Source organism: Mesorhizobium sp. WSM4904, assembly GCF_029674545.1.
Taxonomy (GTDB): Bacteria; Pseudomonadota; Alphaproteobacteria; order Rhizobiales; family Rhizobiaceae; genus Mesorhizobium.
This window is the reverse complement of sequence record NZ_CP121354.1, coordinates 6,149,102-6,172,036: the sequence shown is the minus strand read 5'-3', so window position 1 is coordinate 6,172,036 and position 22,935 is coordinate 6,149,102. Positions and strand designations below refer to the sequence as shown.

At 62.2% G+C, this 22,935-nt stretch carries 22 protein-coding genes; 12 read left to right on the top strand and 10 right to left on the bottom strand.

Annotation, left to right across the window (positions count from 1 at the left end; all coding sequences use genetic code 11):
• The first annotated feature begins 60 nt into the window (after positions 1–60).
• The 4 genes from QAZ47_RS29940 to QAZ47_RS29925 all read left to right on the top strand — a co-directional run bounded on the left by QAZ47_RS29940 (position 61) and on the right by QAZ47_RS29925 (position 3,315).
• Complete coding sequence (locus tag QAZ47_RS29940) at positions 61–1,356, top strand: class I SAM-dependent methyltransferase (RefSeq protein WP_278231784.1); 1,296 nt, start codon at positions 61–63, stop codon at positions 1,354–1,356.
• Positions 1,353–2,168, top strand: coding sequence for a sugar phosphate nucleotidyltransferase (locus QAZ47_RS29935; RefSeq protein ID WP_278231783.1), 816 nt, complete (start codon positions 1,353–1,355; stop codon positions 2,166–2,168). The genes QAZ47_RS29940 and QAZ47_RS29935 overlap by 4 nt, the downstream gene beginning before the upstream one ends.
• The gene (locus tag QAZ47_RS29930) at positions 2,165–2,818 is read left to right on the top strand and encodes a PIG-L deacetylase family protein (protein WP_278231782.1); all 654 of its coding nucleotides are present in this window, start codon (positions 2,165–2,167) and stop codon (positions 2,816–2,818) included. Before QAZ47_RS29935 ends, QAZ47_RS29930 begins: the two co-directional genes overlap by 4 nt.
• Positions 2,819–3,006: 188 nt before the next feature.
• Positions 3,007–3,315, top strand: a complete 309-nt coding sequence (locus tag QAZ47_RS29925; RefSeq protein ID WP_278204527.1) for a hypothetical protein — start codon at positions 3,007–3,009, stop codon at positions 3,313–3,315.
• Positions 3,316–3,522: 207 nt separating this feature from the next.
• On the opposite strand, the gene QAZ47_RS29920 is transcribed toward QAZ47_RS29925, so the two are convergent.
• The 4 genes from QAZ47_RS29920 to QAZ47_RS29905 form a co-directional block, all read right to left on the bottom strand.
• Positions 3,523–4,941, bottom strand: a complete 1,419-nt coding sequence (locus tag QAZ47_RS29920) for a glutamate-1-semialdehyde 2,1-aminomutase (protein WP_278231781.1) — start codon at positions 4,939–4,941, stop codon at positions 3,523–3,525.
• 533 nt (positions 4,942–5,474) lie between these two features.
• A complete protein-coding gene (locus QAZ47_RS29915; protein WP_278207985.1) occupies positions 5,475–6,170 on the bottom strand; it encodes a response regulator transcription factor in 696 nt (231 codons plus the stop codon).
• Positions 6,171–6,662: 492 nt separating this feature from the next.
• Positions 6,663–7,367 carry a Crp/Fnr family transcriptional regulator gene (locus QAZ47_RS29910; RefSeq protein WP_278204525.1) on the bottom strand — a complete coding sequence of 235 codons (705 nt, stop codon included), beginning with the start codon at positions 7,365–7,367 and terminating at the stop codon, positions 6,663–6,665.
• A gap of 476 nt (positions 7,368–7,843) precedes the next feature.
• Positions 7,844–8,068: a hypothetical protein gene (locus QAZ47_RS29905; RefSeq protein ID WP_278204524.1), complete on the bottom strand. Its 225-nt coding sequence runs from the start codon at positions 8,066–8,068 to the stop codon at positions 7,844–7,846.
• Between the two features lie 527 nt (positions 8,069–8,595).
• On the opposite strand from QAZ47_RS29905, the gene QAZ47_RS29900 reads away from it, so the two are divergent.
• The 3 genes from QAZ47_RS29900 to QAZ47_RS29890 all read left to right on the top strand — a co-directional run bounded on the left by QAZ47_RS29900 (position 8,596) and on the right by QAZ47_RS29890 (position 12,099).
• Positions 8,596–10,020: a hypothetical protein gene (locus QAZ47_RS29900; protein WP_278231780.1), complete on the top strand. Its 1,425-nt coding sequence runs from the start codon at positions 8,596–8,598 to the stop codon at positions 10,018–10,020.
• Positions 10,021–10,316: 296 nt separating this feature from the next.
• Entirely contained in the window at positions 10,317–10,769 is a 453-nt protein-coding gene (locus tag QAZ47_RS29895) for a DUF2231 domain-containing protein (protein WP_278231779.1), read from the top strand.
• Positions 10,770–10,788: 19 nt separating this feature from the next.
• Positions 10,789–12,099 (top strand): sorbosone dehydrogenase family protein, encoded by a 1,311-nt coding sequence (locus tag QAZ47_RS29890; RefSeq protein WP_278231778.1) that lies wholly within the window; start codon positions 10,789–10,791, stop codon positions 12,097–12,099.
• A 12-nt stretch (positions 12,100–12,111) separates the two neighbouring features.
• Here QAZ47_RS29890 and QAZ47_RS29885 read toward each other — a convergent pair whose 3' ends face one another.
• Positions 12,112–12,717: an alpha-ketoglutarate-dependent dioxygenase AlkB gene (locus QAZ47_RS29885; protein WP_278204519.1), complete on the bottom strand. Its 606-nt coding sequence runs from the start codon at positions 12,715–12,717 to the stop codon at positions 12,112–12,114.
• A 114-nt stretch (positions 12,718–12,831) separates the two neighbouring features.
• On the opposite strand from QAZ47_RS29885, the gene QAZ47_RS29880 reads away from it, so the two are divergent.
• Positions 12,832–13,047 (top strand): KTSC domain-containing protein, encoded by a 216-nt coding sequence (locus QAZ47_RS29880; RefSeq protein ID WP_278231777.1) that lies wholly within the window; start codon positions 12,832–12,834, stop codon positions 13,045–13,047.
• Positions 13,048–13,133: 86 nt separating this feature from the next.
• Here the strand turns inward: QAZ47_RS29880 and QAZ47_RS29875 are convergent, their stop codons facing one another.
• From QAZ47_RS29875 to QAZ47_RS29860, 4 genes are all read right to left on the bottom strand, one after another.
• On the bottom strand, positions 13,134–13,412 hold the full coding sequence (locus QAZ47_RS29875; RefSeq protein WP_278231776.1) for a hypothetical protein: 279 nt from the start codon (positions 13,410–13,412) through the stop codon (positions 13,134–13,136).
• A gap of 59 nt (positions 13,413–13,471) precedes the next feature.
• The gene (locus QAZ47_RS29870) at positions 13,472–13,915 is read right to left on the bottom strand and encodes a PPC domain-containing DNA-binding protein (protein ID WP_278231775.1); all 444 of its coding nucleotides are present in this window, start codon (positions 13,913–13,915) and stop codon (positions 13,472–13,474) included.
• A 71-nt stretch (positions 13,916–13,986) separates the two neighbouring features.
• Positions 13,987–15,585: a DHA2 family efflux MFS transporter permease subunit gene (locus QAZ47_RS29865; RefSeq protein WP_278231774.1), complete on the bottom strand. Its 1,599-nt coding sequence runs from the start codon at positions 15,583–15,585 to the stop codon at positions 13,987–13,989.
• A complete protein-coding gene (locus tag QAZ47_RS29860) occupies positions 15,582–16,796 on the bottom strand; it encodes an HlyD family secretion protein (RefSeq protein ID WP_278231773.1) in 1,215 nt (404 codons plus the stop codon). The genes QAZ47_RS29865 and QAZ47_RS29860 overlap by 4 nt, the downstream gene beginning before the upstream one ends.
• A gap of 332 nt (positions 16,797–17,128) precedes the next feature.
• Between QAZ47_RS29860 and QAZ47_RS29855 the strand changes: the two genes are divergently transcribed.
• The 3 genes from QAZ47_RS29855 to QAZ47_RS29845 are packed head-to-tail and all read left to right on the top strand — an operon-like array spanning position 17,129 to position 21,056.
• Positions 17,129–17,749, top strand: a complete 621-nt coding sequence (locus tag QAZ47_RS29855) for a (2Fe-2S)-binding protein (protein WP_278231772.1) — start codon at positions 17,129–17,131, stop codon at positions 17,747–17,749.
• Between the two features lie 2 nt (positions 17,750–17,751).
• Positions 17,752–18,774: a xanthine dehydrogenase family protein subunit M gene (locus QAZ47_RS29850; protein WP_278231771.1), complete on the top strand. Its 1,023-nt coding sequence runs from the start codon at positions 17,752–17,754 to the stop codon at positions 18,772–18,774.
• A gap of 2 nt (positions 18,775–18,776) precedes the next feature.
• Positions 18,777–21,056, top strand: a complete 2,280-nt coding sequence (locus tag QAZ47_RS29845; RefSeq protein ID WP_278231770.1) for a xanthine dehydrogenase family protein molybdopterin-binding subunit — start codon at positions 18,777–18,779, stop codon at positions 21,054–21,056.
• A gap of 25 nt (positions 21,057–21,081) precedes the next feature.
• Here the strand turns inward: QAZ47_RS29845 and QAZ47_RS29840 are convergent, their stop codons facing one another.
• Entirely contained in the window at positions 21,082–21,915 is an 834-nt protein-coding gene (locus QAZ47_RS29840; RefSeq protein ID WP_278231769.1) for a 3-keto-5-aminohexanoate cleavage protein, read from the bottom strand.
• A gap of 165 nt (positions 21,916–22,080) precedes the next feature.
• Between QAZ47_RS29840 and fghA the strand changes: the two genes are divergently transcribed.
• The gene (fghA, locus tag QAZ47_RS29835) at positions 22,081–22,914 is read left to right on the top strand and encodes an S-formylglutathione hydrolase (protein WP_278231768.1); all 834 of its coding nucleotides are present in this window, start codon (positions 22,081–22,083) and stop codon (positions 22,912–22,914) included.
• Positions 22,915–22,935: the final 21 nt, after the last annotated feature.

Genomic DNA, 22,935 nt, shown 5'->3' with positions numbered 1-22,935 from the left:
CACAGGTTCATCGTCAGGCCACCGCGTTTCCTTCTTCAATTCAATCGGGCAGGAGCAGGAATGAACATTCAGGCGATCGAAGTCGTCCGCGATCACGACATGGGGCGCCGGCCAGTCGGCTGCCGGCTCTGCGGATCGCGTCTGCGCCACACGCTGGTGGACCTTGGCATGTCCCCGCCCTGCGAGAGTTTCCTGCGGGCCGACCAACTCGACCATATGGAACTCTATTATCCGCTCAACGTCCTGGTTTGCGACACCTGCTATTTGGTGCAGCTCAAGGAGTATATCAGCGCCGAGACCATCTTCAGCGAATACGCCTACTTCTCCTCCTTCTCGACGAGCTGGGTAGCCCACGCCAAAGCCTATTGTGAGTCTGTCACGAAGCGACTTGGCCTTGGCGCCGACAGCTTCGTGGTAGAACTCGCGAGCAACGACGGTTACCTGCTGCAGCACTTCCTGCCGCTCGGTGTTCCAGTGCTTGGCGTCGAGCCGGCGGCCAACGTCGCCCAGGCCGCGGTCGACAAGGGCGTGCCCACGCGCGTCGACTTCTTCGGAGTGCGGCTGGCGCTTCAGATGGTGAGCGAAGGACTTCGCGCCGATCTCATCGTCGGCAACAACGTCCTGGCGCAGGTGCCGGACCTCAACGACTTCGTCGCCGGGATGAAGATCCTGCTCAAGCCGGAAGGCGTGGTCACCCTCGAATTCCCGCATATCGAACGGCTGATGGCCGAAAATCAGTTCGACACCATCTACCACGAGCATTTTTCATATTTCTCGTTGCTGACCATCGAGCTGATGGCGAGCCGTCACGGCTTGCGCGTGATCGACGTCGAGGAACTGCCGACGCATGGCGGCTCACTGCGTGTCTATCTCGCCAACGAGGACAGCAGCTGGAGTGTCAACGACCGCGTCGCCAAACTTCTCGATCGCGAAAAGCGGCACGGGCTCACGGAAATGGCGACCTACGCCTCCTTCGGTGAAAAGGCCCAGCGCGCGAAGCGCGATCTCCTGGCGTTCCTGATCTCGGCCAAAAGCGAAGGCAAGAGGATTTGCGGCTATGGCGCGCCCGGCAAGGGCAACACGCTGCTCAACTATTGCGCCATCGGCACCGACTTCCTCGACTTCACGGTCGACCGAAATCCCTACAAGCACGGCCGCTTCACACCGGGAATGCACATCCCGATCAAGCCGATCGAGGCGATCGACCATGCGAAGCCGGACTACATCCTGATCCTGCCGTGGAACTTGAAGGACGAAATCATCAAGCAGATGCACCACGTCGCCGCTTGGGGCGCGAAGTTCGTGGTGCCGATTCCTTTCGTGGCAGTGATCGATCCATCGGAGTTATCGAGATGAAAGTCGTCCTTTTCTGCGGCGGCCGCGGCACGCGGATCCGCGACTATTCCGACAGCATACCGAAGCCGATGATACCGCTCGGCCATCAGCCGATCCTGCGCCACGTCATGCAATGGTACAGCGACTACGGGCATGACGAGTTCGTCCTATGCCTGGGCTACAAGGCCAACGTCATCAAGGATTTCTTCCTGAACACCCGGCCACAGACCTTCTCCGATTGCATCGTCACGCATGGCGGCCAGGACGTGAAGCTGCTTGGCGACGCGGTCAAGGACTGGAGCATCACCCTGCTCGACACCGGCATCTGGCGCAACATCGGGGAGCGCCTGTGGGCGGCGCAGGACCACGTCAAGAACGAGAAGATGTTCCTGGCCAACTATTCCGACGGTCTGACCAATGTCGACCTCGACGACATGATCGCGAAGTTCGAGGCCAGCGGCAAGATCGGCTGCTTTCTCGCAGTGCGGGCGCCGCTGACCTATCATCTGGCCGACATCGCCGAGGACGGCCGGGTGCGCGAGTTCCGCACGACCGAGACTTCGGAGATCTGGATCAACGGCGGGTACTTCGTGTTCCGGCCGGAAATCTTCGACTACATGCGAGACGGCGAGGAGCTCGTTATCGAACCTTTCAGGCGGCTGATCGACGACAACATGCTGATGGCATACAAGCATGAAGGCTTCTGGCGCTCGATGGATACACTGCGCGATTGGCAGTCGCTGGAAGACATGGTCGAGAAGGGCGACATGCCCTGGAACCGGAAGACCACCGCCGAGAAAATCAGACGCAGCATGGTGATGGCTGCATCATGAAGGGGCTTGGCCTCGCGCGTCGAGGGGAGGAAGTCTCGATCCTCTGCCTCGGCGCCCATTCCGACGACATCGAGATCGGAGCGGGAGGCACGATCCTCAGCCTGATCGCGTCGGGGGTCAAACTGAACGTCCATTGGTGCGTGTTGAGCGCCGGCGGGCAGCGATCGGCCGAGGCCAGGGCATCGGCGAAATCCTTCCTCGAAGGATCGAACGCGTCCACGGTCGACGTCGCCGATTTCGAAGACAGCTACTTTCCAGCCCATAGCCGATCGATAAAGCATTGGCTGATCGATCTGCGGTCACGGATCAACCCCGACGTGGTGTTTACGCACTCCAGGTTCGACGCCCATCAGGATCATCGAGAGGTCAATCAATTGACCTGGAACGTTTTCCGCGATCATCTGGTGCTCGAATACGAGATCCCGAAGTGGGACGGCGACCTTGGCCAGCCCAATGCCTATGTGCCGCTTGCGGCCAAGGTTCTCGAGCGCAAGATCGAGCTTCTCCACGAGCACTTCGGGACGCAGCGCTCCAAGGACTGGTTCGACCGCGAGACCTTCGTCGGACTTGCCCGATTGCGCGGCATGGAGTGCCGGGCGCCCGAGCATTTCGCCGAGGCTTTCACGCTCCGAAAAGCCAATATTTTCTAGTGGGACGCCACCAAAAAACCAACAGTGGATGACGAGCGAAAGGGCCTTTGAACGTATCTGACGATCTGCTAACAAACTTACCCGTCGTCCGGCAGGACGACGTTCGCAACAAAAAGACCGAACACAGAAGAAGCGATCCACGCTAGGCATTTTTGTCGTGCGTGTGGAGTTCGAGGGGAAAAATCAAGGTGGGCCACGCCAGACTTGCTCCGGGGTTTTCGCTCAACGAGGCCCGAATAGGAACGGTTGAGGGCGGAGAGTCCGGTATTCTAGTATGGAAGTTCGACCAGCTGGTCGCTATACTTACCCGGATCGACGAGGAGACCTATTCAACCAAGGGCAAATGGTTCCTTGAGACAGGTTTCGGGTTGCTCACGGGGCAACACAAGAATTTCGATACGATCGAGGAAGCCGTCAACTGGCTGGGCAAATACACCTTCCCTGGACCTGAGGTCACTGCAGATCAATCAGCGGATTCTGTACTTGCAGGACCGTGAGTTCAGGAAGGTCCCTCTCCATCGTCTCACTTGACGAAAGCTTGCAGTCTGCGGTCGGGTGATTGTTGGTGCCCGGATCGAAGGGACCGAAGGCGCTTTCAGTTAGAGCAATTCCAGGAAAAGTGTGAGCGGTTTTCCGTCCGGAATTGCGTAAAAACAAAGAGTTAGAGCGGTTCGGCGTTTCCGTGAAACGATGAACCGATCTAGTCAAGCTGTCGCTGCGAGCCGGCTTTCCGATTGCCTCTCGATCGCGCCCGTCGCGATTTCGGAACTCTCCGCGATCATTTCGGCCCGCTCATCGCCGCTGTTGTAGCGGCGGAACACGACCCGCGAGGGACGCCCGACCAACAAATGGTCCGCTCCCGAATCCAGTGCCCGCGCATAGACCGCCAAGGCTCCGTCGACAGCCTCGATAGTCTTCATGATGGCGTCGTCGTCGTGCGTGTAGCTGACGACCAGGGACGGCATGAGCACCCCACGCCTGATCGTCTCCTGCAGGAACAGCGAGCGGTAGGTCTGCGACGGTTTGCCGTCGAGATCGAGCGTGGCAAATGCCAGGCAGCAAGGACGACCGGTGACCTTGAAGTGCTGATCCACTCCATGCTGTCTGGCGGCCTGTTCGATCCCTTCCCTCAGTTTTGTTCCCTGGGCATAAAGGTGCTCGATCACGGGCTCGTTCTGGTAGACCCGCATGGTTGCGATCGCCGCCGCGAGCGCATGAGTCTCCGCGCCATGCGTGGTCGACAGCAGAAACACCCTTGGACGGTCCGTTTGCTCCAGGCCGCCGAGACGCATATATTCGCGTTTCCCCGCCAGGGCGGAGACGGAAAACCCGTTGCCGAGTGCCTTGCCGAATGTCGACAGGTCTGGCTCGATTCCGTACAGTTTCTGCGCCCCGGCCGCATGCCATCTGAAGCCGGTGATCATCTCGTCGAGAATGAGCAGCGCGCCATTTTCCCTGCAGAGACGTTGCACCTCGTGCAAGAACCCGTTCGCAGGATCGTCGCCGCGGGACGGTTCAAGGATCAACGCTGCCAACTTGCCCGGATATCTCTCAAAGAGATCTTTGACGCTGGCGATATCGTTGTAGCGGAAGGTGACGGTCAGCTTCTGGACCGCCTCCGGAATTCCCGCATTCATCGGCGTGGTTCCAATGAACCAATCGTCCGTCGAAAAGAACGGGTGGTCGGCGCAGCAGGCAACGAGATCGCGGCCCGTGTAGGCGCGGGCAAGGCGGACGGCGCCCGAAGTGGCATCCGACCCATCCTTGCAGAATTTTACCATCTGCGCACCGATCAGCTCCAGGAACGTCTCGGCGCAGTCGACTTCGATCTTCGCGGGCCGCGTGAAATTGCAGCCGCCGACCAGAGCGGCTTCCACGGCGCTCAGCACGCTCGGGTAAGCGTGCCCAAGCCCGACGGCGCGATTGCCCATGCCGTATTCGATGTATTCGTGGCCGTCGACGTCCCAGACGCGGCAACCCAGACCGCGCTCGATGAAACCCGGAGCAAGGACAGGATATTGATCCTCCCCTTTTGCGTAGGTGTGACATCCGCCGGGGATCAGTTGGCGGCCGCGTTTCTGCAGGTGGACGGATCTTGGAAAACGAAGACCTTGCTCAGACATGCGCGAAAACTCCATTCCGACACAGTATCTACATGTTCGGCCCGGGATTTCGCGTTCTCCATAAGATCATCGGTTAGCACTTATGGCGGATAGCTTCGTACTATCGGTGACAGGAAGCGGCGGAGCAGCATTTGGCGCACCGAGCGGACGCAGCGAACTTCTAAAGCAATTCCAGGAAAGGTGTGAGCGGCTTTCTGTCCGGAATTGCGTCAGAACAAAGAGATAGAGCGGTTCGCCGTTTCCGTGAAACTGTGAAGCGTTCTGGCGCGCCGGTCCAACTTGACACCACCAGAGGCTCCAATTGTCGGGAAGCTCGGACCAGGCCGGACAGTCTGTCTGGGGGCCTCCGCTGCCGCAAAGGCAACGGAGGCCCCGGTGCTTACTTCAGTCGAAGCAATAGATACGGCCCGCGACGGCGGGCCGTTCTAGAGCAATTCCAGGAAAAGTGTGAGCGGTTTTCCGTCCGGAATTGCGTCAAAACAAGAAGATAGAGCGGTTCGCCGTTTCCGTGAAACGGTGAACCGCTCTAGCGTTTAAGGTCGCTCCGCGGCAACTCCTTCCGCGAAGAGATCGTTGACTTTGTAGGCGACTTCCGTGCGGTTGGTCGCCTTCAGTTTCTTCATGATATTTCGAATATGCACCTTCACTGTGCTCTCGCGCAGGTTCAGTTCGTAGGCGATGATCTTGTTCGCCTTCCCGCGCCGGAGTGCCTGGGCGACCTCGGTCTGCCTCTGCGTGAACATTCTCGACAAAGGCTGCGTGTCGCGGCTGTCGGAGTCGATCAGATGACGCATGGAAAGAACGCTGCTTGCCGGGACAAAGATGCCGCCGGCTGCCGCCAGGTTGATCGCTTCGACACACACGTCGATACCGACCGAGGTCGGAATGTAGCCTCGCGCGCCACATTCGAGAGCTGCCAGTATCTGTGCGAGGTCTTCATTGTCGGCCAGGACGACCACGGGGATCGATTTGAACTCAGACGATATCCGCCTGATCTCGTCCGCCGTGGCATGATCGGTGATCTTCCGACCGCCAAGGTTGAAGAGTATGGCGACCAGGGGAGGTACCGAACTCTTCTTCATGCGCCATTCTTCGATTGAACCCATGGCCGCGACCGCCATGCCGAGTTCGTGGTCTACGAGGGCCGATGCAAGACATTCTCGGTCCAAGGCCCTTCCATCCAGTATGAGGAGGCATTCCTTTTGAGGAGCACTTTCAATTCCGCTGATCGGAATTCTTGGCTGATTTATCGAGGTGTAATTAACCAGTCCTGCTGTTGAACTCATACTACCCACCCTTTTTGCACACGAGCCGCCGCCGGCGGCCGACTACCCCTTGTTCTAGAATGTGGAAAAGTGACCCCGCCCGCCCTGTTTTGAGCTGGATCGCTTCATTCTGACATGGCAGTTCCACGCCTACCCCAGCGAAGAACGGCTAACGTTACTCTAGGACCGAATTATTAGGGGTCGCTAACCTAGGTTAATTTTTCGTAAATTTCCGATTTTAGGGAAGCTGCGCCGCTGGTTGCAGGCACGCAGCCATGCTGCCCGCCTGGAGGCGGGAGGCATCACGCCAGCATGGTTGGATCCGTAAATCTAGAGCAATACCAGGAAAAGTGTGAGGCGGTCGGGCTCGGCGACCTCGCCGTAGCCTTCCGTCCGAAATTGCGCCAAAACAAAGAGATAGAGCGGTTCGCCGTTTCCGTGAAACGGTGAAATGCTCTAGCCGAGGTACTCTTTCTCGAACCCGGCCAATTTGACGAGGTTCTTGCGGTTGAGAATCTCGACACGGCCGGTCTTGAACGAGACGAGATCGGCCCTGCGGAGCTCCCGCAGTGTCCGGTTCACGTGAACGGGGGTCATTCCGAGGATGTCCGCCAGCTCGTTCTGAGTGAGGGGACAATCATATCTCCCGTGAGCCGACAGGCCGACTTTGGAGAGCCGTTCCTCCAACTCGAGCAGGAAATGGGCGATCCGGCTCATTGCGTTGCGTCGCCCGACATTCACCAGATGTTCGGCAAGGATGGCGTTCATCCGCGCCAGCGAGTGGGCAATCTTGCTACCGAAGCTACCCTCGGACGAGATACTCTCGACCAGCGCTTTCCTTGGTATTGGATAAACGGTGACGTCGGTTATGGAGACCAGCGAAGCGAAGCGAGGCCCGTCCGCGGAACGGAAGCCGACTATGTCTCCCCAAAGAGGAGTGTCGATGATCTGCCGTTCTCCGTCCGGCAGTCCGCGGCAAAGCAGGGTCCAGCCCGACTTTACGATGAAGATCGTGTCGTCGTCGTCATCCTGGCGACACACGATCGAATGGGGTTTATAGGCTCTTGCGGCCACACCGAGAAAATCGTTGTTGCCCCACTCGACCTTCGACCACGTCCCCCCAAGCGGACGTGGTCCTATGAACTGCGACAGTGTCTGCATGGAGACCCGCCAGTTTCTCCAACTTTAACACAACCTACAATAGTTGCTTCTTGAAAGCCAGATGTGAGCGGCTTCACAGTGAGCCGACTTCAGTTGCTATGCCCGATGGAAAGGAACCCTTCTCCAACCGCCAATAACGTCGCGACCGACTTCGAAGTTCCGCATCGAGCTCCTGCGATGGGAAAAAATCGAAGACCGATGTCTGCGCCGGGCCCTGTCAGGCGGGGCGGCATTTGCCTGGCTTCCGCATTTTGCGGGCATGCCTTCCGCCGGTTGCCCAAGGTTGCAGCTGGGTTTGCCCGGCAAGGCCCGAGAATGCGAGGCTGGCAGGAGAGACCTGGAGCATGTCTCCCGAAAGTGGGAATCGGTTTCGCGAAAAGGACATGGTAAAATCAGAACCTAAAGCGCATGGAGCGAAATCCGAAAGATCGCGAAGCGCTTAGGGCGCCGCCGCGGCTTTCGATTGCATGATGTTTTCACGCATTTCCCTTGGGGGCGGCCTTGCTCAGCCATTGCGGATCGACAGCCGTATCTTCGGGATGCCCCGCGGCTTCGAACGCATCGACCAGCGTTTTTGCCGCCCGGCCCGCGAGGTGGGACTCCGCGTATTTGGCTTGAACGGCCCGGGCCCGGTCGTAAACTTCCTTGAGCTGCTTGGCCTCTTTGGCTCCCAACGTCCCTCGCCTGATCCGCCTGGTCATACCGCTCCTCCTTCTCGCGCTGGTACGCCAACCAATCCACCGCCTGTGCCAGAATTACGAATGCGCGATCGCGACCGCCGTCGAATAGTCCAGCCACCCGGAGGCGGCGATCTATATCGGCATCGCGGCGCCTTCGCACGCGATGAAGCGGCCACCTTGGGCGGTAGCCTGTCATGACGGGCAAACCAACGCGCTCGGTTTCGTTGGCCAGCTCCTCGCGGCTTTTGGCAAGCAACATTCAGCACTGGTATCCAGACGTCCGATCCGAGCAGGAACGAGCTTACATCGTGCCGGGGTCTCCAGCACCTCCGCCGTGCTTAAGCTTTAATGCGTACCGCCGGGCCGACCCTCTACCGGTTCGTTCGGAAGGCGTATCTGCCGGCACCCTACCGCTGTGGGATGTTCGGCTACGTCCTTTGGCTCCCTTGTCCGGGACACCCGTCTGCCGAAGTATGCAGGGCGAGACACCGCCTCTGGCTGCCTAGGGGCATCCAGAGGGCGACCTGTACGAGAAAGGCCGTGCGACGATGCAGTTCTCGATTCCGGGACTGGCAGTGTGCGCCGCTGTCCTGATTGTCGCCTACTATTCCCGCGGCATGTTGATTATCGGCCTGATGGCGTCCCTGGCGTTCGGCTCGACGGCCGCCATGACCCTTACTTCGCTCGGCGGATCCACGCCTCTCATCTACACCTTGTTCGCGGCGCTGCTCGTCACAGCCGTGACTGCGAGGCGTTATGTCTGGTTCGAGCTTGGAAGTGTGTTCGGGAGCATCCGCTCGATCTGGATACTCATGAGCCTCATGACCTACGCGATCATTGGGGCGTGGCTGCTTCCAAGACTCTTCGCAGGACAGACCGTCGTCTTCGTGCAGTCGAAAACCCGCGGCGCGGTCGTCGAAGCCTCTCTGGCCCCGGTCTCGGCGAATACGTCGCAGACGGGCTATTTCATTCTTGGCGGTCTCACAGCCATTGCGCTTTGCATGCTGTTTTTGCACTCCGACAGGATCGATCAGCTGCGCCGTGGATTTTTCCTGTGGTGCGGTCTCCATGCGGGCATGGGACTGATCGATTTCTTCGGCAAATGCGCAGGTGCAGGTGACCTGCTGGCTCCGATCAGGACCGCGAGCTATGCTCTACTGACAGATGCGGTCGAGGCAGGATTCTCGCGAATCGCGGGGGCGTTCTCCGAGGCCTCTTCCTTCGCCGCCGCTTCCCTCGCCTGTCTGGCGTTCTGCTACACATACTGGAGAAAAACCAAATCGCGTCTTGCCCAGTGGCTGGCAGCCATCTTGCTATTTCTGACTATTCTGTCGACGTCGTCGACCGCCTATATCGGCCTGACGATCCTCTGCGTCCCCGTAGCCTTCTCGATGTCGGCCTCGGTTCTGCGCGGCCGCTTCGAACGCGAGGAGATCCTCATATTCGCCATCATGGCTTTCGGCGTTGTCACCGTCTTGGGCGTCAGTCTCTATGACGCCGGCGCCTTGGATCCCTTCATCAGGCTGATCAACTCGACCATCATCAACAAGGCCAATTCCTCCTCCGGTGAGGAGCGCACCTATTGGAACGTCAAGAGCCTGCAGTCCTTTCTGGACACCAGCGGTCTCGGGGTCGGTTTCGGCAGCTCGAGGGCTTCGAGCTGGCCGATCGCGGTCCTGTCCCAGCTTGGCTTGTTCGGATCACTGATGGTGGCGATCCTGGTCGCCGTCCTTGTCAGCGGGGTTGGCCGGGCGCGGGAGCGCCTGGACCCGGAAACCGACGCCGTCGTGTTGAGCGTCAGGAATGCTGCCCTCGCCAGCATCGTTGCCAACTCGGTGTCAGGCGGCAGCGCTGATCCGGGCATGCTCTTCTTCATAGCGTTCGCCGCCGTTTCCGCCACGAAGGCCCGCGCGCGGCGCACCGTCACGGTATTGCGGCAAACCCAGCATCGGTTGCTTACGCAAGCGATTTGAACCGCGCCGCGCGAAGCTCGGGCGAAATGCCGTTGCAGCACGTTGAGGCAGCCTGTCGGCCTGCCTTACGAGCGTCGATCCTGAAAACGGTTCCAGGCATGCATGCGGTTGGCAACCTGCACCGCGATCGGATGGTACGGGACCGGTTTCAGGATCGTGACCGGCCCGCGCGTAGCGGCCGATCTCCTGGCCGAGCGACATGGAAAGCGGACTCGTTCACCTTCTGGTGACCGCGGTAATTCCTAGCGGAACATTAGCCTGTTTGCCTTGTTGAGTTTACGGAAAGGAGCTTCCGCATGGAGAATCCGAGATCAACGGCAAGCATAGCCGGCCACCCTATCCACCCCATGCTGATCACGATCCCGATAGCCTGCTTTGTCGGTACTTTGCTGACCGACATAGTCTACTGGCGAACCGCCGAAATGACATGGGCCAACTTCTCGTCCTGGCTCGTTACGGTCGGCGTCATCGTCGGGATTCTGGCAGCTGTCGTTGGGCTCGTGGACTTTACTGCGGGACGGCAGATACGCGAACAGCCGACCGCTTGGCTGCACATGGCCGGCAATTTCGTGGCGCTCGTCCTGGCCTTCTTCAACATGCTCATCCATACGCGCGATGCATGGACGTCTGTTGTGCCGACGGGGCTGATCCTGTCGGCGCTGGTCGTGATCATCCTGCTGTTCACCGGCTGGCTCGGCTGGGCGCTGGTCTATCGCCATCACGTGGGAGTAGCCGATGAGACGACTTGATGGATCCATCACGCGGACAATGGCAGCTCTGTCGTGCGCATCCGCCTTGGTTATTGCGGGCTGCAGCAATGACAATACCGATCCCAACGAGCAGATCGGCGCGAACCCGAAGCTCCCTGAAATAAACCAGTATTTCTTCCCGCCGATGCATCTGGCCTCGGTGGTCGGCTGGAAGAACGACGAGAAACCGACGGTCGCGCAGGGCTTGCAGATCCAGGCGCTGGCGAAGGGCCTGCAGCATCCGCGCTCGCTCTACGTGCTGCCCAATGGCGATATTCTGGTCGTGGAGTCCACGGCGCCGACCGAGGGATCGGTCAAACGGCCGAAGGACATCGTGATGGACTGGGTCGAGTCCTGGGTCACCTCCGGCGGCGACACCGGGCCAAGCAACCGCATTACGCTGCTGCGCGACACCAACGGCGACGGCAAGCCGGAATATCAGGGCGTCTTCCTCGACCATCTCAACTCGCCCTTCGGCGTCGCGCTGGTCGGCAACGACCTTTACGTTGCCAATACGGATGCGATCATGCGCTATCCATACCAGCCGGGTGACACCACGATCACTGCGCCGGGCAAGGTGCTCACGGAGCTGCCGGGCGGTCCGATCGATCACCACTGGACGAAAAGCCTCGTCGCGAGCCCGGACGGATCCCTGCTTTATGTCGGCGTCGGCTCGAACAGCAACATCACCGAAAACGGCATCCAGGCCGAAAAGGACCGTGCGGCGATCTGGGAGGTCGATCGTGCAACGGGACGCTCGCGCATCTTCGCCAGCGGGCTGCGCAATCCGAACGGCCTGACGTTCGAGCCGGAAAGCAAAGCCCTTTGGACGGTGGTCAACGAACGCGACGAGCTCGGACCAAATCTCGTGCCGGACTACATGACGTCGGTGAAAGACGGCGCCTTTTATGGCTGGCCCTACAGTTACTACGGCCAGCATGTCGATCCGCGCGTCATGCCGCAGCGCCCGGACATGGTGGCAAAGGCGATCCCGCCGGACTATGCACTGAGCTCGCATGTCGCGCCGCTGGGGCTGGCCTTCTACACCGCCAACAGCCTGCCGCAGAGCTATCGCGGTGGCGCCTTCGTCGGCGAACATGGCAGTTGGGACCGCCAGCGCTTCAACGGCTACAAGGTCGTGTTCGTGCCGTTCAGCGGCGGGCACCCGAACGGAATGGCGCAGGACGTGGTGACCGGCTTCCTCAACGACAGGGGCGAGGCGAGAGGCAGACCGGTCGGCGTCGCCGTCGACAGATCTGGCGCGCTGCTCATAGCCGACGACGTCGGCAACACGGTGTGGCGAGTGACGTCGGCGTCGCCGGGAGCGTGAGCCGACGCCCGCTCAGAGCTTGGGCCGCAACGTCCGAAATGTGACCGAGTAGCGGTGCTGGGCGAGTGGCGGAATACTGTGCTCCCATTCGTTGCGCGCCGGACCGGCCATGAGATAGACGGATCTTGGCTCGACCTCGATCGTCTCGCGGTCCCAAGTCGCGCCGTTCCTGCGGCGTAGCCGGAAGCTGCAGGACGCCAGCAGGGAGACGCCCGCGACGAGCTCGAAATGTGGCTTGTCGCGATGCCAGCCGATGCCGGCGCCGGGCCGGTATTCGTTGATCAGCACCTGCGAGAACTCGGACGCGGGTCGGCCGGCGAAGGCGGCGACCCTGTCGCGGAGCGGCAGCAGGAAATCTGGAATAGCCGGTGCTTCCACGACTTCGCGGCGATCGTAGTCGTAACGCAGCCCGAAGCCGACGACCTGCCTGTTGGCAAGATGGCCATGAAAGTCGAAGGGCTTGAAGGCCAGGGAGCCGATATGGCGGACCAGATCGCTTTCTTCGCCGCGCGTGATCAGCTCCGGTCGGTAGTGGAATCCCTCCGGCAAGCTGTCTGGGGCGCCGAAAAGATCGCCCTGGCGGAGCTGAGTCGCGGTCCTCGATTTCGCTGATGGCATAGCCTTCAGATAGGCAATTCCGCCGCCCTCACAAGGCTTTGTGCCGCCGACGCCCGATACCGCGGAACCTCATGACAACCCAGGAATTACGCATGGCAAAACAGGATGTCCGTCATGCCTTCCACTGCCATCCGGAACACCCATTACGATCCTGCGACGAAGATCCTTTCGGTATGGTTCGTGCCGAGCGGCGACCGCTATGACTATGAGGAAGTCGAGCCTGAGACCTACGCCGCGTTCACGGCCGCTCCCTCCAAGGGGCGGTTCTTCAACGAATTCGTACGCGACCGGTACAGCTTCCGTCTGGTGGAGCACGGATCAAGGCATTGAACGGGCGGCCGCGGGACGGGTGCCCTTCGCAACCCGCGCCGATCGGATGTTTTTCAACCTTCATCGGCCAGGCAGGCGCGTGATTCCTAGACCTCGTCGAACCGGCCTCCCTCCTTGGAGGGATCCCGCGACAAAACCTCTTCCTCCTCGTCGTCGGGCAAGGCCTCGTCGCTGTTCTGGCTGGGATTGTCATCGTCCTCCTCGGAGGGAGTGTCTTCCGTCTCCCTGGCGTCGGGAATGCCTTCTTCCACGACCACGCTGTCCGGAAGCACCTTGTCGCCCTCAAGGGAATCCCAGTCCTGCTGCTCGATGGCCGGAGCCTCGGCCTCGTCTTGCTGTTTTCGCTGCTTGTTACGGGGGTCCATCTCTTTCTCCAATGCTGCGGATTCACTTTCGGCCTGGAAGTGAGCGGTTTTGTCTGCTGTCAGGCCTCGAGGTCGATCAACGCGATCCCCAGATCGCTGCGCTTCCTGCGGCGCAGATGCGCAGGCGACTCCAGCACGGTAACTTCCAATGTCGGCTGGACAGTGCCTTCCAGCAGATGTCCGCCGCGTGTCCTTCCGTCGCGCAGACCAAGCACCGCGTGAATGTGGAGGCTTTGCTTGCCATTGTCGCCGACGGCAACGTCGCCGATGGCGCTCAGCACTTCGCACTGCTCATCGACAGGGATCTTGCGATAGGATTTCGACCCGGTGTCGAACCAGCCGACCGTCGCCTTCTCGAACGCGCCGATCGCCGTCAGCGAAGCGCCGGTGATCCCTTTCTGCTCGGCAAAAGTCGTCAGCGCGGCGATCGCTTCCTCGCCAGGGTCCAACACGACCACGAAAGTTCTCTGTCCGGAAGTTTCTGCGATCAGCTTCGATTTCATATCGCTTCGCAACGGCCATTGCCTTTGGGAGCAAACTCGCAACCGGCAACGCATGTTCCGTCGGAAGCGCGCTATTTCCCCGGACGGGACGGCTTGGGCGACCGCAAAAGAAGCGCCAGCGGCACCAGCAACGCGGTGGCGATCGCCGAGTAGCGGAAGACGTCGACATAGGCGAGCAGCGTCGCCTGGCGGCCGATGAGCTGGCCGACCCAGCCGACCGCCTGCGCCTTCGCCTCGACGGCGGGGGAGCCTTGGGCGGTGAAATACTCGCTGATCTGCCGCAATGTCTGCTGGTAGGTGGACGATGATTGCACGGTGTCAGCTGTCAGATTCGATTGATGCAGCTGCGCTTGCTGCGCAATCACGGTGTTGGTCAGCGAGACGCCGATGCTGCCGCCGAGGTTGCGGGCAACATTGATCAGCGCCGAAGCCTGGTTGGTCTTCCTCGGCGGCAGCCCGAGATAGGCCGCGGTCGAGATCGGGATGAACAGGAAGGGCAGGCCGACCATCAGGAAGACGCGGGCAAAGGCAAAGAAGCTGAACGTCGCATCCGGGGCCAGCGAGGTCAGATGCCAGAGCGCTATGGCCACCGCCGACATGCCCAGCATGATCAGGTATTTCGGCTGCACGAAACCGGAGGCGAAGCCCGAGACCGGCATCAGCATCAGCATGGCGATGCCGCCCGGCATCATCGAAAGCCCCGACAGCGTCGCTGTGTAGTCGAACGCTGTCTGCTGCAGCTGCGGCAGGAGCTGCGTCGTGCTGTACAGCGCCGCGCCTACCGCCATCATGACGAGGAAGGCCGTGCCGAACTGACGCATGAACAGCAGCCGCATATCGACGATCGGGTCGCGGTGTGCCAGCTCCCACGGAATCAGGATGAGCAACGAGACGGCGGAGATCACGGCGAAGGTGGTGATGAAACTCGATGAAAACCAATCGTTGCGCTGGCCCTCGTCGAGGAACACCTCCAGGCATCCGAGCGCCAGCGTCACCAGGATGAAGCCGACCCAATCCACCTTTAGGCCGCCTTTCAGCCTCTCCCGGCGCTCGCGTTTCAGCACGTCCGGCTCGACCACCAGCCATTGCACGAGCGCCAGCGAAAGAATGCCGAAGGGCACATTGATGAAGAAGATCCAATGCCAGGAGAAATGGTCCGTCAGCCACCCTCCGATCGTCGGGCCTACCGTCGGCGCCACGATGACCGCGATGCCGTAGAGCGCGAAGGCCTGCGAGCGCTTTTCGGGCGGGAAAGTATCGGCGAGGATTGATTGCTCGCTCGGCGCCATGCCGCCGCCGCCAAGACCCTGGAGGATGCGGAACAGGATCAGCATGTCGAGATTGGGCGCCAGGCCGCAGAGCAACGACGCGCCGGTGAAGGTGGCGACGCAGAGCATGTAATAACGCTTGCGGCCGACGACGTCGGCGAGCCAGCCGCTGATTGGAACGATGACCGAACTGGCGACAAGATAGGTGGTGATGACCCAGGTGCTCTCGTCCAGGCCGGCCGCCAGGCTGCCGGCAATGTTGCGCAACGCGACATTGGCGATCGCGGTGTCGAGCACCATCATGAAGGTGGCGATGGAGACGACGATCGCGATAAGCCAGGGATTGCGTCCGCCGGCGGCGGAGCGGCTTTCGCCGCCATGGGCTAATACCGCATCAGTCATCGTACCTTGACCGTCGGCACCACCGACATACCCGGACCGAGATAGGCGTCCGGCGGCTGGTCGAAGACGATCTTCACGGGCACGCGCTGGACGACCTTGACGAAATTGCCGGTGGCGTTCTCGGCGGGCAGAAGGCTGAAGGCAGTGCCGCTGCCGGCCTGCACACTGTCGACACGGCCGTGGAAGGTCTTTTCCGGATAGGCGTCGATGGCGATGTCGACCGGCTGGCCCGGCCGCATCAGGTCGAGCTGCGTCTCCTTGAAATTCGCCTTCACCCAGACGTCCTTCGGAACGAACATCATCAGCACTTGCCCGGGCTGAGCATAGGTGCCTTTCGCAACGGTGATGTTGGTTGCCCGGCCGGCGACCGGGGCCACGATGGTGGTGCGTGTGAGCGTGGTCCTGGCCTGGTCTTCGCTCGCTCTTGCCTGCCGCAGTTTGGCGTCAGCGCTCTTGCCCTGTGCCTGCAGCACCGCGAGCTGGCTTTTCGCGGCCTCCGCATTCGCCGTCGCCGTGTCGAGGGCCGCCTGGTCCTGGCGGAGCGTTGACGCTGCCTGCTGCGCCTGCTGCTCGGTGGCGGTGCCCCGGGCCAGCAGCTCGCGGTTGCGCCGGTCCTCCGACTTGGCGAATTCCAGCGCCGCCTGCGCCTGGGCGACCTGCTTTTGCGCGGCATCGATCTTGGCGTTCTGCGCCTCGGTCTGGGCCGCGACATTGGTGATCTCGGCCTGCGCCGCCGCCACGCTGGCCTCAGCCTGCTTGAGCGAGGCCTGGTAGTCGCTGTCGTCGATGCGAAGCAGGACCGCACCCGCTTCGACGGGTTGATTGTCGGTGACGGCCACCTCCGTGATGCGGCCGGCGATTTCGGCGCCGACGGTCACCGTGCGCGCATCGATGAAGGCATCGTCCGTCCATTCGTAGTTGCGCGCGTTCAGCCACCAGGCCACCGCGCCTGCCGCAACCAGCAGCACGACAAGCAGGACGGTGCCCGCGGTGACGGGATGTCGTTTGATGGACCCGGACAGGCTGCGCTTGTCCTGCGGCGCGCCGCCATCTTCTGGGGACGCATCGGTCTTATCCGGCGAGGCATCGGGCGCTGCCCTTCTTCGGGTATCGGAGCGCTGCGGGCTTTTGTCTCGTTTTTCGGAGCGACGCGTCGGCCGCCGCCTCTCGTCCACGGGGTCGGCAACTGGAGAATTCGTATCCACCGGCATGCCTTTCGATCGAAGTGTTTTGTCTTGTGCAATTCCGGGCAGTCAACCGCTGCGCACTTGCTGGGATTGCTCGCATGGGAACTTGCGCGGCGCGGCCGCACATCACCAGCCCAAGCCGAGGTCAACCTTCCGCATTCGGAAAAGTTCCTTTGCCGCGACAACCGGCCCGACGCCAATCCCCATGCAATGGCCCGTCGTCGGGTCCTTGGAAGCCGTCCGGGAGTCACTCTTTCGTGACCCGTTTTTGAGCCGACAAATTCGGAACAATGCCGCGGCTGAGAGGTTAGCGCTGATACCCAGCCAGCCTACCCAGCCAACCAGGGGAGCGAGCCATGTCCCAAAATCCCGTATCGAGCGCGACTGGTCTCAGCCGACGAAGCTTCATGACCGGTACGGTTTCAGCTGCCGCTGCCGCGCCGTTGCTGACCTCCGCCGCAAAGGCGGAAGTGCCGGCCGCGACCCATTCCAAGCTCAGGGAAGCCGTCGCCATATCGCTGCGTATCAACAAGCAGCCTTACGAGCTTTCGCTGGACACAAGGACGAGTCTGCTGGATGCGCTGCGCGATCATGCCGGCCTTACCGGCACGAAGAAGGGCTGCGACCACGGCCAGTGCGGCGCATGCACCGTGCTCGTCGACGGAAAACGCGTGCTCTCTTGTCTGAGCTTTGCCGTGATGAACCAGGGCAAGGAAGTGATGACGGTGGAAGGGCTCGCTTCGAGCGACGGCAGGCTGCATCCGATGCAGCAGGCCTTCATCGACCACGACGCCTTCCAGTGCGGCTACTGCACGCCGGGTCAGATCATGTCGGCCATCGGCTGCGTCAACGAAGGTCACGCGAACTCCGAGGACGACATCCGCGAATATATGAGCGGCAACATCTGCCGCTGCGCGGCCTATCCGAACATCGTCGCGGCGATCGCCCAGGCGCGTGACCAGGCGAGGGGAGCCTGACCATGCGCCCTTTCATCTATGAACGGCCGGCGGACATTTCCGCCGCGGTCGCCATCGCCTCCCGCTTTACGACCGACGACGACCAGCCGACGCGGGCGAACGCGCAATTCATCGCCGGCGGCACCAATCTCGCCGACTACATGAAGCTTGGCGTGGCCGCGCCCGGCCGGCTGCTGGACCTCAACCGGCTTGAGGAGCCGGCGCTCAGGCAGATCCGGGTCAGCGACGACGGCGTCCGCTTCGGCGCCCTGGTACGGATGGGAGAGGCCGCTGACCACGGCGAAGTCAAACGCCGCTATCCCGTCATTGCCGATAGCCTGAGATTGGCGGCAAGCGGCCAGATTCGCAACATGGCGAGCCTTGCCGGCAACGTGCTGCAGCGAACGCGCTGCGAATATTTCCGCGAGACCTCCTGGGCCTGCAACAAGCGGATGCCGGGCTCGGGCTGCGCGGCGATGGAAGGCTTCAACCGTCAGCACGCGGTGCTGGGCGCCAGCGATGCCTGCATAGCCACCTATCACGGCGATTTTGCCCAGGCCTTGATCGCGCTCGACGCCGTCGTTCGTGCCGAGGGCTCGCGCGGAGCGCGGAAGATTCCCTTCGCCAGGCTGCATCGGCTGCCCGGTGACACGCCGCATATCGAGACCGATCTGGCGGCCGACGAGATCATCACCGCCATCGAGGTGCCCGCCATCCCCTGGGCCACGCGCTCGCGTTACCTGAAGATCCGCGACCGCGAATCCTACGCCTTTGCGCTGGCTTCGGCGGCCGTTGCGCTCGATCTCGACGGCGACAGCGTCCGCGAGGCGCGGATCGCGCTCGGCGGCGTGGCGACCGTGCCCTGGCGCGCCAAGACAGCCGAGGCGGCCTTGCAAGGCAAGAAGCTCGACGAGACATCGGCGGGTGCTGCGGCGGACGCCGCCTTTGCCGATGCCGAACCGCGCCAGCACAACGCGTTCAAGATCGAGCTCGGCAAACGAACGCTGGTGCGCGCGCTGCTCGAAACCCGAGACATGAAGGTGTGACCATGGACGCAGCCGCTCCAAGGCCCAAGGAGAACATGGGCGAACCGCTGCCACGCATCGATGCGCGGCTGAAAGTCACCGGGCAGGCCGGCTATCCGGCTGATTTGCCGGCGGCCAACATCGCCTATGGCGCGCTTGCAACGAGCAGCATCGCCAAGGGCAAGGTGGCCAAGCTTCATCTCGATGAGGCTCGTGCGGTGCCGGGCCTGCTCGATATCGTGACATACGGCGACATGGATAAGGTCGACAGGCCGAAGTTCGGCAATGGCAGTGCAAACTCGATCGGACCGCTGCATGACCGCACGATCTTCCACGATGGGCAGATCATCGCCTTGGCCGTTGCCGAGACATTCGAGGCGGCGGAAGAGGCGGCGCAGTTGATCCACGCCGAGTATGAGGAGGAAAAGCCGACCGCGAGCTTCGACAGTCCGGGCACGAAGACTGTTGATGCTGCCGGAAAGAACCCCATGCACAAGGAGGATGTGAAGGCCGGCGATTTCGACGCCGCCTATGCCGCGGCTCCGGTCAAGATCGACGCGCGCTATTCGACGCCGACCCAGCATCACAATCCGATCGAGCTGTTCTCGACAACGGCGCTCTGGCAGGGCGATCAGCTCATCGTCCATGAGCCGTCGCAGAACGTCACTGGCTGGAAGTCCGAGCTTGCGCGGCAGCTGAAGATCGATCCTGCGAATGTGCGCATCCTCAGTCCCTTCATCGGCGGGGCGTTCGGCTCGAAGGGGCCAATGACGTCACGCACCGCGATCGTCGCCGTCGCCGCCAAGCGTCTCGGCCGGCCCGTGCGTTGCGTTACGAGCCGCATGCAGGCCTTCGGCACCCAGACTTATCGGGCCGAAACCCGCCATCGCATCCGGATCGGGGCGGGCAGGGACGGACGCATCACCGCCTTCGCGCATGAAGGCTGGGAGGTGACGTCGCGTCCGGATGCCTACGTCGTCGCCGGCACTTCGGCTACCGGCCGCATGTACGATTACGGCTCGGTGCTGACCCATGTCTCGCTGGTCGAGGCCGACCGCAACACACCGGGTTATATGCGCTCGCCGCCGGAGACGCCTTATGTCTACGCGCTGGAAAACGCGATGGACGAGACGGCGGTGGCGCTCGGCATGGACCCGGTCGAGTTCCGCCGGATCAATGAGCCGAAGACGGAACCCATCGGGAGGAAGCCCTTCTCCAGCCGCTCGCTGGTCCAGTGCTACGAACAGGCGGCCGACGCCTTCGGCTGGGCGAAGCGGGATCCCAAGGTCGGGGCGATGCGCGATGGAGACTGGCTGGTCGGCATGGGCTGTGCCACGGCCATCTATCCGACCGCCGCGGCGCCATGTGCCGCGCGTGTGCGCTTGACGTCCGACGGCGATGTCAAGGTGCAGTGCGGCTCGCACGAGATCGGCACCGGCGTCCGCACCGTGGCCGCTCAGATGGCTTCGGAACGTCTTGGCATCCCGGTCGGCAAGGTGAATGTCGAAATGGGCGACAGCAGCCTGCCGCCGGCCCCGGTGTCGGGCGGCTCGATTTCCACCGCGAGCGTTTGCTCGGCGGTGCTCAAGGCCTGCGATGCGATCCGGGCGAAGCTTGCCGCGGCCGCGACAGGCGAAGGCGCCCCGCTTGCCGGTTCCCACAACGAGGAACTGGATTTCGCCGCCGGGAAGATCCTTGCGAAGGGCGGCGCCTCGGCGAAGATCGAGGATGTCTTCAAGATCATGCAGGTCGGCGCGATCGACGAATATGCCGAGTTCGCGCCCAAGGGCGCGACGCCGGGGGCGCTGAAGAAGCTCTATGCCGGCCTGCCGGAATTCCATGGCGGCGAGCACGATGAGGATTCGGTGAAATACGCCTTCGGCGCGGAGTTCGTCGAAGTCCGCATCAACAGCTACACCAGGGAAATCCGCGTGCCGCGCATCGTCGGCGCCTTCGCGGCCGGCCGCATCATGAACACGCGTACCGCGCGCAGCCAGCTGATGGGCGGCATGATCTGGGGCATCGGCCAGGCGCTGCATGAGGCGACCGAGGTCGACGGGCGCTATGCCCGTTACGTCAACCGCGACCTGCAGGATTACCTCGTGCCGGTCAACGCCGACATCAGGGATCTGCAGGTGATCCTGGTCCCGGAGGTGGACCACGCTGTCAATCCGGCCGGTGTCAAGGGCCTGGGCGAACTGGGCAATGTCGGCACGGCCGCCGCCGTTGCCAGCGCGGTCTACCATGCGACGGGCAAGCGCATCCGCGATCTGCCGATCAGGATCGAGCAGCTTATCGTTTGACGATGCCGACACTGTCGCGACGCCGTCATCGCGCGCAAAGCAGCCTGCGGGCCGCGGCGGCGTCGGCGAGGCCGTATCCGAGCCGCTCGACGGCGCTTGCGACCGTCTCGACCAGAGCCGCGTTGCCGCCTGCCAGCCGGCCGTCGGGCAAATGAAAATTGTTCTCGAAGCCGACCCGCACATGGCCGCCCAGCAATGCGGCCGCGACGACGCAGGCAGCTTCAAGCTTGCCGAATGCGCACACGCTCCAGTTGGAGAATTGCGGCGCGCCTGGCATGAGGAAAGGCAGCAGGTCCGCAGGCCGCGAGGTCTGCGAAACGGTGTAGCGTCCGAGCACGTAGAGGACCGGCATGTCGGTCCAAGGCACCGAACCGCGCTTGATCATGCCGGCCAGGCGAACGGCTTCTGAAGAATCGTAGAGGATGATCTGCGGCAGCACGCCGTGTTCCTTCATCCAGTCCAGCAGATCGGCGAAGGCCGGGCCCGAGGCGGCATCAGGCGCAAATTCCCGAAACGCCAGCGAGGCTGCCTCGGGCCTTACCGCTTTTAGGACCGCCGCCTGTTCCGCCGGGCCGTAGATGCCAAGCGCCTCGGTGGTGATCTGGATTATCAGACGCTCGCCGACTTCCGCGCGGATCGCTGCGATGGCCTGTCTGTAGGCATCGGCGTCGAGCAGGTGGCGCCCGTCAGGCCGGCGTATGTGCACATGGATCATGCCCGCGCCGGCCTCCAGGCACTCGGCGGCCGTGCGCGCAAGTTCGGCCGCCGTCAGCGGTATTGCCGGATGATCGGCTTTCGTGCGCCGGCCGCCATTCGGTGCCACGGCAATCACGACTTCGCGCGGCGCATCAGCTCTCATTTCGCATCTCGATCGGGCTATGATCCATTCCAGTCGGTTTCTACAGCGCGGTCATAGCAGCACTCGACGAACAACCCGGCACGGTTTTGCGAGGCGCAAGGTTGCGGGCGCGAGGTTCGGCGGCTATGCCGGACCCGACATCCCCTGACGAGAAAGGCAGAACCGATGAACGTCCTTTCCACCTCCAAATCGCATGGCGGTATCCAGGGCGTCTACTCGCACGCCTCGGAGACCTGCGCCTGCGACATGACCTTCGCCGTCTTCGCGCCGCCCCAGGCAGCGAAGGGTCATGTGCCGGTGCTCTGGTATCTGTCGGGCCTCACCTGCACCCATGCCAATGTCATGGACAAGGGCGAATACCGGCGCCTGGCGGCCGAGCTGGGCCTCGTCATCATATGCCCCGACACCAGCCCGCGCGGCCCCGATGTTCCGGACGAAAAGGACAATTGGCAGTTCGGCTGCGGCGCCGGCTTCTACGTCGACGCCACCCAGGCCCCTTATGCGAAAAACTACCGCATGTATTCCTACGTCACCGAGGAACTGCCGGCGCTCGTCGCCGCCAATTTCCCCGTCGACATGTCGCGCCAGTCCATCTTCGGCCATTCGATGGGCGGCCACGGCGCGCTGACGATCGCGCTGAAGAACCCCGGGCGCTTCCGGAGCTGCTCGGCCTTCGCGCCGATCGTGCAGCCGACGACGGCGGGCTGGTCGCGGCCGGCGTTCGAAAAATATCTCGGGCCGGACGAAAAGAGCTGGCGCGCCTACGATGCCACGCTGCTGATCGAGGACGGCCATCGTTACGGCGAATTGCTGGTCGACCAGGGCACCGCCGACGGCTTCCTCCAGGACGGCCTGCGTCCGTGGCTGCTCGAAGACGCCTGCGGGAAGGCGGGCATCGCGCTGACGCTGCGCATGCAGGAAGGCTACGACCATTCCTACAACTTCATCTCGACCTTCATGGACGACCACCTGAAGTGGCACGCAGCGCGGCTGGCATAGGCAACCCAACGCCCGGGGAAG

Excerpts from the sequence above, each read along its gene's own strand:
- QAZ47_RS29875 (WP_278231776.1), bottom strand. The coding sequence starts at position 13,412 with ATGGACCCCCGTAACAAGCAGCGAAAACAGCAAGACGAGGCCGAGGCT.
- QAZ47_RS29850 (WP_278231771.1), top strand. The coding sequence starts at position 17,752 with ATGCGCCCTTTCATCTATGAACGGCCGGCGGACATTTCCGCCGCGGTC.
- QAZ47_RS29900 (WP_278231780.1), top strand. The coding sequence starts at position 8,596 with ATGCAGTTCTCGATTCCGGGACTGGCAGTGTGCGCCGCTGTCCTGATT.
- QAZ47_RS29885 (WP_278204519.1), bottom strand. The coding sequence starts at position 12,717 with ATGCCATCAGCGAAATCGAGGACCGCGACTCAGCTCCGCCAGGGCGAT.
- QAZ47_RS29920 (WP_278231781.1), bottom strand. The coding sequence starts at position 4,941 with ATGTCTGAGCAAGGTCTTCGTTTTCCAAGATCCGTCCACCTGCAGAAA.
- QAZ47_RS29940 (WP_278231784.1), top strand. The coding sequence starts at position 61 with ATGAACATTCAGGCGATCGAAGTCGTCCGCGATCACGACATGGGGCGC.
- QAZ47_RS29860 (WP_278231773.1), bottom strand. The coding sequence starts at position 16,796 with ATGCCGGTGGATACGAATTCTCCAGTTGCCGACCCCGTGGACGAGAGG.
- fghA (WP_278231768.1), top strand. The coding sequence starts at position 22,081 with ATGAACGTCCTTTCCACCTCCAAATCGCATGGCGGTATCCAGGGCGTC.
- QAZ47_RS29865 (WP_278231774.1), bottom strand. The coding sequence starts at position 15,585 with ATGACTGATGCGGTATTAGCCCATGGCGGCGAAAGCCGCTCCGCCGCC.
- QAZ47_RS29845 (WP_278231770.1), top strand. The coding sequence starts at position 18,777 with ATGGACGCAGCCGCTCCAAGGCCCAAGGAGAACATGGGCGAACCGCTG.
- QAZ47_RS29840 (WP_278231769.1), bottom strand. The coding sequence starts at position 21,915 with ATGAGAGCTGATGCGCCGCGCGAAGTCGTGATTGCCGTGGCACCGAAT.
- QAZ47_RS29905 (WP_278204524.1), bottom strand. The coding sequence starts at position 8,068 with ATGACCAGGCGGATCAGGCGAGGGACGTTGGGAGCCAAAGAGGCCAAG.
- QAZ47_RS29935 (WP_278231783.1), top strand. The coding sequence starts at position 1,353 with ATGAAAGTCGTCCTTTTCTGCGGCGGCCGCGGCACGCGGATCCGCGAC.
- QAZ47_RS29880 (WP_278231777.1), top strand. The coding sequence starts at position 12,832 with ATGCCTTCCACTGCCATCCGGAACACCCATTACGATCCTGCGACGAAG.
- QAZ47_RS29930 (WP_278231782.1), top strand. The coding sequence starts at position 2,165 with ATGAAGGGGCTTGGCCTCGCGCGTCGAGGGGAGGAAGTCTCGATCCTC.
- QAZ47_RS29890 (WP_278231778.1), top strand. The coding sequence starts at position 10,789 with ATGGCAGCTCTGTCGTGCGCATCCGCCTTGGTTATTGCGGGCTGCAGC.
- QAZ47_RS29895 (WP_278231779.1), top strand. The coding sequence starts at position 10,317 with ATGGAGAATCCGAGATCAACGGCAAGCATAGCCGGCCACCCTATCCAC.
- QAZ47_RS29870 (WP_278231775.1), bottom strand. The coding sequence starts at position 13,915 with ATGAAATCGAAGCTGATCGCAGAAACTTCCGGACAGAGAACTTTCGTG.
- QAZ47_RS29855 (WP_278231772.1), top strand. The coding sequence starts at position 17,129 with ATGTCCCAAAATCCCGTATCGAGCGCGACTGGTCTCAGCCGACGAAGC.
- QAZ47_RS29910 (WP_278204525.1), bottom strand. The coding sequence starts at position 7,367 with ATGCAGACACTGTCGCAGTTCATAGGACCACGTCCGCTTGGGGGGACG.